5 protein-coding genes are annotated in these 12,390 nt (G+C 66.1%); 3 read left to right on the top strand and 2 right to left on the bottom strand.

Annotated elements, in window-relative coordinates:
* Positions 1-132: 132 nt before the first annotated feature.
* The 3 genes from rpoB to ACP59X_RS15605 all read left to right on the top strand — a co-directional run bounded on the left by rpoB (position 133) and on the right by ACP59X_RS15605 (position 9,970).
* The gene (gene rpoB / locus ACP59X_RS15615; RefSeq protein ID WP_428560041.1) at positions 133-4,239 is read left to right on the top strand and encodes a DNA-directed RNA polymerase subunit beta; all 4,107 of its coding nucleotides are present in this window, start codon (positions 133-135) and stop codon (positions 4,237-4,239) included.
* Positions 4,240-4,422: 183 nt separating this feature from the next.
* Positions 4,423-8,592 (top strand): DNA-directed RNA polymerase subunit beta', encoded by a 4,170-nt coding sequence (gene rpoC / locus ACP59X_RS15610; RefSeq protein WP_428560039.1) that lies wholly within the window; start codon positions 4,423-4,425, stop codon positions 8,590-8,592.
* Positions 8,593-8,986: 394 nt separating this feature from the next.
* Positions 8,987-9,970, top strand: coding sequence for an MBL fold metallo-hydrolase (locus ACP59X_RS15605; protein ID WP_428560036.1), 984 nt, complete (start codon positions 8,987-8,989; stop codon positions 9,968-9,970).
* Between the two features lie 137 nt (positions 9,971-10,107).
* Here the strand turns inward: ACP59X_RS15605 and ACP59X_RS15600 are convergent, their stop codons facing one another.
* Both ACP59X_RS15600 and ACP59X_RS15595 read right to left on the bottom strand, forming a co-directional pair.
* Positions 10,108-11,349: an MFS transporter gene (locus ACP59X_RS15600; RefSeq protein WP_428560034.1), complete on the bottom strand. Its 1,242-nt coding sequence runs from the start codon at positions 11,347-11,349 to the stop codon at positions 10,108-10,110.
* Between the two features lie 304 nt (positions 11,350-11,653).
* Entirely contained in the window at positions 11,654-12,388 is a 735-nt protein-coding gene (locus ACP59X_RS15595; RefSeq protein ID WP_428560032.1) for a tetratricopeptide repeat protein, read from the bottom strand.
* Positions 12,389-12,390 lie beyond the last annotated feature (2 nt).

Below are 12,390 nucleotides of genomic sequence, written 5' to 3'. Positions count from 1 at the left end.
CTTTCCGAAGCCCCGGCCGGACGTCCCGGCCCGCCCGGGGCGTAACCGGCGCGATGCGCGCTTCGCAAGGCCGATGAGGGGCGCTTTTTAGCCCCCGATCAGAAACGTCGCAGCCCTGCCACAGAGGAAAAAATGGCCCAGCTGACCAAACATTTCGGCAAGATCGTCAAAACGCTGACCATTCCCCATCTGCTCAACCTGCAGATCGACTCCTACGAGCTCTTTCTGCAAAAGGATGTCCCGCCGGCCAGCCGCGAGGACGCTGGGCTCGAGGGTGTGTTCCGTTCGGTCTTTCCCATCGAGGACTTCAATCGAACCGCCTCGCTGGAGTACGTCAGCTATGAAATCGGCGAGCCGAAATACGACGTTCCCGAGTGCATCGCCAAAGGCCTCACCTACGAGGCGCCGCTGCGCATCAAAGTCCGCCTGGTCGTCTACGACGTGGACGAGGAGACGGAAAACCGGACCATTCGCGACATCAAGGAGCAGGTCATCTATTTCGGCACCGTGCCGCTGATGACCGAAAAGGGTACCTTCATCATCAACGGTACCGAGCGCGTCATCGTCAACCAGCTCCAGCGCTCCCCGGGCATCATCTTCGAGCACGACTCCGGCAAGAGCCACACCAGCCGCAAGGTGCTTTATTCCTGCCGCGTGATCCCCATGCGCGGCTCCTGGCTCGATTTCGACTACGACCACAAGGACATCCTGTACGTGCGCATCGACCGGCGCCGCAAGATGCCCGCCACCATCCTTTTCAAGGCCATGGGCATGTCGCGCGTCGACATCCTGCGCTATTTCTACGAAATCGAGCACTTCACCGTCGAAGGGCCCCGCGTCTACCGCCAGGTCCACCCGGATTTCTACCGCAAGGAAAAGGCCTACGCCGAGGTGCGCGACGCCGAGGGCAAGACCATCGTGGCCGTGGACAAGCCCATCACCAAGCGCGCCTGGCGGCTGATGCTCGAAGCCGGCATCGAAAAGATCGAGGTCGACCCCACGACCCTGACCGGCCTGTTCCTGGCCGAGGACATCGCCGACCCGGCCACGGGCGAGGTCATGGCCGAGGCCGCCGACGAACTCACCCCCGATGTCATGGAAAAGCTCAAGGACGCCGGCATCAGCGACCTGCCCGTGCTGCACACGCGCGGCGTGGATACCTCCTCGTCCATTCGCGACACCCTGGTCCTCGACAAGACCACGGACACCATCACGGCCCAGGTCGAAATCTATCGCCGGTTGCGTCCGTCCTCGCCGCCGACGCCGGAAATCGCGGCCAACTTCTTTGAAAACCTCTTCCGCAACCCGGACTACTACGACCTGTCGCCCGTTGGCCGCTACAAGCTCAACGCGCGCCTGAAGATCGACCAGCCGCTCGATTTCCGCACCCTGGCCAACGACGACATCCTCAAAGCCGTCAAGCACCTGACCTTCCTCAAGGATTCCCACGGCCCGGCCGACGACATCGACCACCTGGGCAACCGCCGGGTGCGCCCCGTGGGCGAGCTGGTGGAAAACCAGTACCGCATTGGCCTGGTGCGCATGGAGCGGGCCATCAAGGAGCGCATGAGCCTCCAGGAAGTGGCCACGCTCATGCCCCACGACCTCATCAATCCTAAGCCCGTGGCCGCGGTGCTCAAGGAATTCTTCGGCACCTCCCAGCTGTCCCAGTTCATGGACCAGACCAACCCGCTGTCGGAAGTCACCCACAAGCGCCGGCTTTCGGCCCTTGGCCCGGGCGGCCTCACCCGCGAGCGGGCCGGCTTCGAGGTGCGCGACGTGCACACCTCCCACTACGGCCGCATCTGCCCCATCGAAACGCCGGAAGGACCGAACATCGGGCTGATCGTGTCGCTGACCACGCACTCCAAGGTCAACGACTTCGGCTTCATCGAGACGCCCTACCGGGTCGTGCGCGACAGCCAGGTGACCGAGGAGGTGGTCTACCTCGATGCCACCCGCGAGATCGACGAGGTCATCGCCGGCGCCAACGCCGAACTCGACGAGGAGGGGCGCTTCGTCCATCCCATGGTCGGCGCCCGCATCCGCGGCGACCTCATCATGACCCCGCGCGAGCAGGTGACGCTCATCGACATCTCGCCCAGCCAAATCGTGTCCGTCTCGGCCGCGCTCATTCCGTTCCTCGAGCACGACGACGCCAACCGGGCGCTCATGGGCTCGAACATGCAGCGCCAGGCCGTGCCGCTGTTGCGCTGCGAGCGGCCGCTGGTCGGCACGGGCATGGAAGGCCCGGTGGCCAAGGACTCGGGCTCGTGCCTTTTGGCCGAGGCCCCGGGCGTGGTCCACTACGCCGATGCCGAGCGCGTCATTGTCTGCTACGACGGCGACTTCGCCCCGGAAACCGGCGGCGCGCGCACCTACGAACTGCTCAAGCACCACAAGTCCAACCAGAACACCTGCTTCGGACAGGTGCCCCGCGTGCGCGTGGGCCAGCGGGTGGGCAAGGGCGACGTGCTGGCCGACGGCCCGGGCATCCGCGACGGCGAACTGGCGCTGGGCAAGAACCTCCTGGTCGCGTTTATGCCCTGGTGCGGCTACAACTACGAGGACTCCATCCTCATCGCCGAAAAGGCCGTGCGCGACGACACCTTCACCTCGGTCCACATCGAGGAGTTCGAGGTCGTCGCCCGCGACACCAAGCTCGGGCCCGAGGAGATCACCCGCGACATCCCCAACGTGGGCGAGGAAATGCTCAACGACCTCGACGACTGCGGCATCATCCGCATCGGCGCCAAGGTCGCCCCGGACGACATCCTGGTCGGCAAGATCACGCCCAAGGGCGAAACCCAGCTGACGCCGGAAGAAAAGCTCCTGCGCGCCATTTTCGGCGACAAGGCCCGCGACGTCAAAAACACCTCGCTCAAGGTCCCGCCCGGAATCGAGGGCACGGTCATCGACGTGCGCGTGTTCAACCGCCGTTCCGGCGAGAAGGACGAGCGCACCCGCCAGATCGAGGACTTCGAGCTGTCGCGCCTGGACATCAAGGAAGGCCAGCACATCGATGCCATGGCCACGAACATGCGCCGCCGCATCTGGCCGCTGGTCCAGGGCAAGTCCGTGTTCCAGACCATCAAGGGGCAAAAGAAGGGCGACGTGTTGCTCGAGGCCAACCATCCCGTCACCTGGGAAGTGCTGGAGGCTTTGCCGCTCAAAAAGCTCTCCGGGATCTTCTCCTCCAAGGAAACCAACGAGGCCGTGGCCGAGATCCTCGACGAGTACGACCGCCACGTGCACTTCGTCAAATCCGTCTACGACCAGAAGCGCGAGAAGACCACCGAGGGCGACGACCTGCCGCCCGGCGTCATCAAGATGGTCAAGGTCTACGTGGCCGTCAAACGCAAGCTCAACGTGGGCGACAAGATGGCCGGCCGCCACGGCAACAAGGGCGTCGTCTCCTGCATCCTGCCCGAGGAGGACATGCCCTTTTTCGCCAACGGGCGGCCCGTGGACATCGTGCTCAATCCCCTCGGCGTGCCTTCGCGCATGAACATCGGCCAGATCATGGAGACCCACCTGGGCTGGGCCGGCATGGAACTCGGCCGGCAGCTGGCCGCGCTCATCGATTCCGGCAAGGCCATGGAGGGCGTGCGCGCCGACGCCAAGGCCGTCTTCTCCGATCCCGAGACCGGGGCGCTCATTGACGACATGACCGACGACGAGCTCAAAAAGGCCCTCAAGAGCCTGCGCAACGGCATCGTGGCCAAGACGCCGGTCTTCGACGGCGCCACGGAAGACGAGATGTGGGGCTGGCTCAAGCAGGCCGGCCTGCCCGAGGACGGCAAGGTCACCCTCTACGACGGCCGCACCGGCGAGGCCTTCCACCGTCCCGTCACCGTGGGCTGCATGTACATGCTCAAGCTCCACCACCTGGTCGACGAAAAGATTCACGCCCGCTCGACCGGCCCGTACTCCCTGGTCACCCAGCAGCCGCTGGGCGGCAAGGCCCAGTTCGGCGGCCAGCGTTTGGGTGAAATGGAAGTCTGGGCGCTCGAGGCCTACGGCGCCTCCTACCTCTTGCAGGAGTTTCTCACCGTCAAGTCCGACGATGTGGGCGGCCGCGTCAAGATGTACGAGAAGATCGTCAAGGGTGACAATTTCCTGGAAGCCGGCTTGCCCGAGTCCTTCAACGTCCTGGTCAAGGAACTCATGTCCCTGGGCCTCGACGTGGACCTGATCCAGGACGAAAAAAAGATCGCTAAGGCCCCGCCGCGACGCTAGCGGCGCGTCCGGGAACCCGCCGCCGCCGCCGATCCTCCGGGTCGGCGGCGGGCGGGGGACGACCCCAGACCCGCTCGCCCCTTGTCGCACGGGCCTTCGACATACGCTTCGCGTCCCAACCGCCCGCCGGCGTGCCGGCCGGGCCAGCTGCGGGGAAGCCCTCCCGCCATACGAGGTAACCGTATGTCCCTGGACGAATTGTTCAGCATGCGCGGCCTCGGCCAGACCGCCGTGTCCAGCCGAACGCTCAAATCCATCCGTATTTCCATCGCCGCGCCGGAAAAAATCCGCGAATGGTCCTTCGGCGAAGTCAAGAAGCCGGAAACCATCAACTACCGGACCTTCAAGCCCGAACGCGACGGGCTTTTCTGCGCCAAGATCTTCGGCCCGGTCAAAGACTACGAGTGCAACTGCGGCAAGTACAAGCGCATGAAGCACCGGGGCATCGTCTGCGAAAAGTGCGGCGTCGAGGTCATTGCCTCCAAGGTGCGCCGCGAACGCATGGGCCATATCGAGCTGGCCGCGCCCGTGGCCCACATCTGGTTCCTCAAGACCCTGCCCTCGAAGATCGGCACCCTGCTCGACATGACCATGGTCGACCTGGAAAAGGTCCTCTATTTCGACTCCTACATGGTCCTCGATCCCAAGGACACCAACCTGTCCAAGTACCAGGTCATTTCCGAGGAGCAGTACATCCAGGTCATCGACCACTACGGCGGCGAGGATGCCGTCGAGGTGGGCATGGGCGCCGAGGCCGTGCGCTCGCTGCTGGAAGAGCTTGACCTCGTCAAGATCCGCACCGAGCTGCGCGAGGAGGCCATGACCACCAAGTCGCAGACCAAAAAGAAAAAGATTATCAAGCGCCTCAAAATCGTCGAGGCCTTCCTCGAATCCGGCAACAAGCCCGAGTGGATGATCATGGAAGTCATTCCGGTCATCCCGCCGGAACTGCGCCCGCTGGTCCCCCTGGATGGCGGCCGCTTCGCCACCTCCGATTTGAACGACCTTTACCGCCGGGTCATCAACCGCAACAACCGCCTCAAGCGCCTGATCGAACTCGGCGCCCCGGACATCATCATCAGAAACGAAAAGCGCATGCTCCAGGAAGCCGTGGACGCGCTTTTTGACAACGGCCGCCGGGGCCGGGCCATCACCGGCACCAATGGCCGGCCGCTCAAATCCCTGTCCGACATGATCAAGGGCAAGCAGGGCCGCTTCCGCCAGAACCTGCTCGGCAAGCGCGTTGACTACTCCGGCCGTTCGGTCATCGTCGTCGGCCCGCGGCTCAAGCTCCACCAGTGCGGCCTGCCGAAAAAAATGGCCCTGGAGCTGTTCAAGCCCTTCATCTACGCCAAGCTGGAGGAAAGGGGGCTGGCCACCACCATCAAGACCGCGAAAAAGATGGTGGAACGCGAAGAACTGGTGGTCTGGGACATCCTGGAAGACGTGGTGCGCGAGTACCCGATCATGCTCAACCGCGCCCCGACGCTCCACCGCCTCGGCATCCAGTCCTTCGAGCCGACCCTGGTCGAAGGCAAGGCCATCCAGCTCCATCCGCTCGTCTGCTCGGCCTACAACGCCGACTTCGACGGCGACCAGATGGCCGTGCACGTGCCCCTGTCGGTCGAGGCCCAGATCGAGTGCCGCGTGCTCATGATGTCCACCAACAACATCCTGTCCCCGGCCAACGGCAACCCGATCATCGTGCCCTCCCAGGACATCGTCCTTGGTTTGTACTACCTGACCGTCGAGCGCAGCTTCGCCAAGGGCGAGGGCAAGATCTTCGCCGACACGGGCGAAGTCGTCTGCGCCGTGGACGCCGGCGTGGTCAGCCTGCACGCCCGCGTCACCTGCCGCATCGACGGCAAGCGGGTGCAGACCACGCCCGGCCGCATCATCGTGGGCGAACTGCTGCCCGAGGGCCTGCCCTTCGAGCTCGTCAACACGGTGCTCAACAAGCGCAGCATCGGCAAGCTCGTCGGCGACACCTACCGCATGGCCGGCACCAAGGCGACGGTCATCCTGTGCGACCGCCTGAAAGACCTGGGCTACGAATACGCCACCCGGGCCGGCGTCTCCATCGGCGTCAAGGACCTGACCATCCCGGACAGCAAGGCCCGCATCCTGGACGCCGCCCAGACCGAGGTGGACGACATCGAGGTCCAGTACGGCGAGGGTATCATCACCCGCACCGAGAAATACAACAAGGTCGTGGACGTCTGGACCAAGGCCACCAACGACGTGGCCTCGGAGATGATGAAGCAGATCTCCTGGGACATCCTGCGCGACGAGGCCACGGGCCGCGAGGAACGCAACACCTCGGTCAACCCGATCTTCATGATGATCCACTCCGGGTCGCGCGGCAACCAGGACCAGATGCGCCAGCTGGCCGGCATGCGCGGCCTTATGGCCAAGCCCTCGGGCGAGATCATCGAAACGCCGATCACCTCCAACTTCCGCGAAGGCCTGTCCGTCGCCCAGTACTTCATCTCGACCCACGGCGCCCGGAAAGGCCTGGCCGACACGGCGCTCAAAACCGCCAACTCCGGTTACCTGACCCGCCGCCTGGTCGACGTGGTCCAGGACGTCATCATCACCGAGATCGACTGCGGCACCGTGGACGGCCTGGAGATCTCCCACTACGTCAAGGCCGGCGACATCAAGCAGCGCGTGTACGAGCGGGCGCTCGGCCGCGTGACCATGTTCGACATCCTCGACCCCGAGACGGACGAGGTGCTCATCCCCTACAACACCGTCGTCGACGAGGGCTACGCCCAGATCATCGAGGACAAGGGCTTCAGCTCCCTGACCATCCGCTCCACCCTGACCTGCCAGTCCAAGCACGGCGTGTGCGCCATGTGCTACGGCCGCGACCTGGCCCGGGGGCACCTGGTCAACGTCGGCGAGACGGTGGGCATCATCGCCGCCCAGTCCATCGGTGAGCCCGGCACCCAGCTGACCATGCGCACCTTCCACATCGGCGGCACGGCGGCCCGCGAAATCGCCCAGTCGTCGGTCACGGCCCAGCACAACGGCCGCATCGCGCTCTCGCGCGTCAAGTCCATCGTCAACCGCCAGGGCCACACCATCATCATGGGCAAGTCCGGCCAGGTGTCGGTGGTCGACGACCAGGGCCGCGAACGCGAGCGCTACAGCCTGCCGTCGGGCGCCAAGCTCTATGCCGTGGCCGGCCAGGAAGTCAAAAAGGACCAGCTGCTGGCCGAATGGGACCCGTTTAACGAGCCCTTCGTCACCGACGTCGCCGGCATCATCAAGTTCACCGACATCGTCGAGGGCAAGACCTACCAGGAGAAGGTGGACGACGCGACCAAGCGCGCGACGCAAACCATCATCGAGTACCGCACCACGTCCTACAAGCCGGCCGTGTCCATCGTGGACGACCACGGCGCGCCGAAAACCCGGCCCGGCACCAACAGCCTGGCCGTGTTCTCCATGCCCGTCGGCGCCCTGCTCATGGTGCGCGACGGCCAGGAGGTCTTCGAAGGCGACATCATCGCCCGAAAGCCCCGCGAGTCGTCCAAGACCAAGGACATCGTCGGCGGTCTGCCGCGCGTGGCCGAGCTGTTCGAGGTGCGCAAGCCCAAGGAGATGGCCGTGGTCTCCGAGATCGACGGCATCGTCTCCTTCGGTCCCGAGACCAAGGGCAAGCGCAAGATCATCGTCACGCCCGAGGCCGGCGACGCCAAGGAATACCTGATTCCCCGCGGCAAGCACGTCACGGTCCAGGAAGGCGACTTCGTGGAGGCCGGTGAACTGCTGACCGAAGGCTATCCGGAGCTGCACGACATCCTCAAGATCAAGGGCGAGAAGTTCCTGGCCAAGTACCTCGTGGACGAAATCCAGGACGTCTACCGGTTCCAGGGCGTGGCCATCAACGACAAGCACATCGAGATCATCGTCCGCCAGATGCTCAAAAAGGTGGCGGTCCTCGATTCCGGCGAGACCAACTTCCTCATCGGCGAGCAGGTCGACAAGATCCGCTTCATGGAAGAGAACATGCGCTGCATCGAGGAGGGCCTCAAGCCGGCCGTGGCCGAACCGCTGGTGCTCGGCATCACCCAGGCCTCGCTGTCCACGGATTCCTTCATCTCGGCCGCCTCGTTCCAGGAGACGACCAAGGTGCTCACCGAAGCCTCGCTGATGGGCAAGGACGACGCCCTGCGCGGGCTCAAGGAAAACGTCATCGTCGGCCGCCTCATCCCGGCCGGTACCGGCTACCGCCGCTACATGGACAGCGAGATCCACGTGCCGCGCCAGCCCGAGCGGCCGGACCGCTTCCTGGAGGAGCTGGAGGAAAGCCCGCTGCTCGTGGGCGACGGCCCCATGGAATAACCGGCCGGCCAGCCGAAACGGGCAAGGGACGCCGCAAGGGGCCTCGTCCATCCCAAACACGCAGGGGACTCCGCAAGGGGTCCCCTTTTTGTTGGTTGCGCCCCGGGGAGGGAAGGGGTGCCCAGGTCACCCCCAGGGGCCTGTGTTCCGTAAAAGTGCCTTCTTGCCAGCCTGGTCCCGGGTTCTGCTATTGTGGTCCCCCAAAGAGGGTTTTGCACCAGTCCGATTCCCCTGGGCGAGGCCCCTTGTCGGGAGGGCAACAGGTTGGAATCATGCTGGGATTCCAAAGGGCGGCAGCTCGTTGGCCGCCGGGGGCTTCCCCCTGGCGACGGTGGCAAAAGCCTCGATAAAACAGGCCGGGCGGTTCGCGCCCGGGACAACGGAGGGATGGGCAATGGTCAGCAGGCGTGTGTTGCTGCATGGGGCGGCCCTGGCGGCCGTGACCGTGGCCGGGGGCGGTTTTGCAAGGGGGCCGCGTCCGGCCCTGGGTTCCGACGTGGCCGCTGCGGGCCGGCAGGCGCCGGGCTATTTCCGCCTGCGCCTGGGCGATGGGGCGGTGACCGCCATCTACGACGGCGGCGTATACATCCCGCCCAAAATCCTCCATGGGGCTTCGACGTTGGTTATCGACGCGGCCTTACAGGACAGCTTTATCGATCCCGCCACCGGCGCGCCCACGGCCATCAATGCCTTTGTCGCCGAAGCCGGCGGCAAGGCGGTCCTGATCGACACGGGTGTGGGGACCTATTTCGGCGACAAGGCCGGGCTGTTGCCGGCCAATCTGGCCGCCGCCGGCTACGAGCCGGGGCGGATCGAAGCCGTGCTGCTCACCCACCTGCATTCGGACCATGCCCTGGGGCTGGTGGACGGCGCGGGCAAGGCGGTTTTCCCCAAGGCCACGGTGTATGCCCACGAGGCCGACGTCGCCTACTGGCTGGCCCCGGGGGCGGAAAGCCGCGTGACCGAAGGGCAGCGCAAGGTGCTGCCGGCGCTGCGGGCCGCCGTGGCCCCGTACCAGGCATCCGGCGCCTTCGTGGCCTTCGCCGACGGCGCCCAACCGGCCGGCCTGGAGGCGCAACGCCTTCCCGGCCATACTCCGGGGCACACCGGCTATTGGCTGGGCTCGGGCGAAGGGCGGCTGCTGGCCTGGGGGGACGTGGCCCACGTCATGGCCGTGCAGTTGCCCCATCCCGAGGTGACCATCGACTTCGACGCCGACCAGCCCAAGGCGGCGGCCGACCGCCTGGCGCTGTTGGCCCGGCTGGCCAGGGAGCAGTGCTACGTGGCCGGGGCCCATCTGCCGTTTCCCGGCATCGGGCGCATCCGGGCGGCCGGGGCGGGCTATGTCTGGGTACCGGCCCTCTACCAGGCCGGATAGTGGCGACCGATCCCGGCCCGGCGTTGCACCGGGCCGGCCGAAAACGGGACCGGGGAGGTGCGCGCCGCGTCCTCGAGACACGGGAGCTTTTTCGGGGAACGGGCCATAACGCGTTTTTTTACAATACTGCCGTATTGTCAGGGCGCAGCACGAGGCGGGGGAGGTGCGGCAGCGTCGCCAAGCAACGTGTCCCGGCGATAGAGTTCCTGGAAAAGCAGCAGCCACAGCCCGACCACAACCAGTGTGCCCACCCCGCCGGCCACGGTCGCCCCCACGGTGCCCAGAAGCGCCGCCGTCAGTCCCGATTCGAAGTCGCCGAGCTGGTTGGACGTGCCGATGAAGACCGCGTTGACGGCGCTGACCCGGCCGCGCAGGGCGTCGGGCGTGTCGATCTGGATCAGCGTGGAGCGGATGACCACGCTGACCATGTCGCTGGCCCCGAGCACGGACAGCGCCGCCACGGACAGCGGCAGCCAGCGCGACAGCCCGAAAACGATGGTGCCGCAGCCGAACAGGGCCACGGCCGCGTACATCGTCCGGCCCACCCGGCGCGACAGGGGGAAGCGGGTGAGGTACAGTGACATGGCCAGCGCCCCGATGGACGGCGCCGCCCGCATGACGCCAAGCCCCAGCGGCCCGGTGTGCAGGATGTCCTTGGCGAAGACCGGCAGCAAGGCCGTGGCCCCGCCGAGGAGCACCGAGAACAGGTCCATGGAGATGGCGCCGAAGATGACCGGCCGTTTGCGGATAAACCCCAGGCCTTCCAGGGCGCTGTTCCAGGTGGCCGCCGGCCGGCCGGCGGCCCGGGCCAGCCGGGGCAGTCCGGCGGCGGTCAGGGCGGCCAGCAGGAAGATCGCCGCCGCCGTGGCGTAGACCGTCCCCGGGCCGGCCAGGTAGAGCAGGCCGCCGGCGGCCGGGCCGAGGATCATGGCCGCTTTCCAGGCCGAGGCGCTCAGGGCCAGCATGCGGGGAAAAAGCCCGGGCGGCGCGATGGTCGGCAGCAGGGCCTGCATGGAGGGCGTCTCGAAGGCCCGGGCGGCGCCGATGGCGGCCACGCAGCCAAAGATGCCGCCCACGCCCAGGAAGCCGCCGTGGACGCCGGCCAACAGCACGGCCAGGGCCAGGCCCTGGAGCGTCTGGCAAACGCAGACGATGCGGCCCCGGTCGAAGCGGTCGGCCACTTGCCCCACCACCAGGGTGAGCAGGAACTGGGGCAAAAATTCGACCAGGCCGACCAGGCCCAGGTCGAGCACGTCGCCCGTGAGGGCATAGACCTGCCAGCCGATGGCCACGGCGGACATGTGGTAGGCAAAGCCCGAGGCGGCGCGGGAGGACCAGAAACGGGTAAAGGCGGTGTTTCGCAACAGTTCCGACGGCATAGGGTACGACTGGCGGGCGCGGGAATTCCGCCCGGGCGGCTGCCCGGGCAAGGCGCGAGGGCGTCGCCTAGCACGCCCGGTCGGTGTCGTCGAGTTACAGGCGTGCAGGGGCCAGGAGACTCCGTGCCCACCGCCCGTCGGTCCGGCCCATGCCGCCAGGGATAGGCCTTCGGCGCGTGGCCCCCTCGATGGGCCGGAGCGGGCTGTGGCGAGGCTGCCCTCGCCCGACTGGCCAGGGGGGGGCCGCGCCGGGGCCGGCTTTGTCCGGGGGTCGTCGGCGCCGTCGGGGCCGCCCCGGGGGGGCTTACAAGCCCGGCAGGGGTTCCTCGCGGGAAGGGGCGTCCCAGATGTGGGCCAGCAGGCGCTTGGCCTCGGCTAGGTCGGGATTGAGCGCCAGGGCCTCGCGGGCGGCGGCCTCGGCCTCGGTCAGCCGGTTTTGCTCGAAATAGACCCGGGCGATGTTGAGCAGCAGGTGGTCGTCGTCCTGGGACAGCTCCCTGGCCCGGAAATAGTATTTGAGGGCTTCGTCGAACAGGCCCTTCTTGCGCAGGTTGATGCCGAACTCGTTGAACAGGTGCTTGTGCCGGGGCTCGAAGGTTTCCTCCAGGCCCACCAGCCGGTCGAAGATGTACACGGCCTTGTCGGCCTTGTTCATGGCCAGGTAGACCAGCCCCAGGCCGAAGTTGGCCCGGATGTTGTCCTCGTCGATGCCCTTGATCTTCAGGTATTCCTTTTCCGCGTTGGCGTACTTGGCCGTGACCCGGTAATGGTCGCCGACGAGCAGGGGTTGGCTCAGAAGCCGGTAACTCAAGTCCGGCTCCAGGTGGTAGTCCTCGAAGAGCTTGTCCCGGCTGATCTCGATGGGCGTCCCCTGGGGCTTGAAGTTCATGTCCAGGCTTTGCACCTGGAAACGGCCGCTCTCCAGTTCCTTGACGAACCAGAAGGTCTCCGAAAGCGCGGCTCGCTTCGTGACGCCGAAACCCACCTTGATGGTGGCCTTGCAGGAAAAGATGCCGGAGATGCGGTTTTCGGCGTCCATGC

Source organism: Solidesulfovibrio sp. DCME (genome assembly GCF_049995385.1).
Classification (GTDB): domain Bacteria; phylum Desulfobacterota; class Desulfovibrionia; order Desulfovibrionales; family Desulfovibrionaceae; genus Solidesulfovibrio.
The sequence above is the reverse complement of the archived record's forward strand: the minus strand, read 5'-3'. Positions and strand labels throughout refer to the sequence as shown.

Coding starts and splice junctions, on each gene's coding strand:
- rpoB (WP_428560041.1), top strand. CDS start 133: ATGGCCCAGCTGACCAAACATTTCGGCAAGATCGTCAAAACGCTGACC.
- ACP59X_RS15595 (WP_428560032.1), bottom strand. CDS start 12,388: ATGGACGCCGAAAACCGCATCTCCGGCATCTTTTCCTGCAAGGCCACC.
- ACP59X_RS15600 (WP_428560034.1), bottom strand. CDS start 11,349: ATGCCGTCGGAACTGTTGCGAAACACCGCCTTTACCCGTTTCTGGTCC.
- ACP59X_RS15605 (WP_428560036.1), top strand. CDS start 8,987: ATGGTCAGCAGGCGTGTGTTGCTGCATGGGGCGGCCCTGGCGGCCGTG.
- rpoC (WP_428560039.1), top strand. CDS start 4,423: ATGTCCCTGGACGAATTGTTCAGCATGCGCGGCCTCGGCCAGACCGCC.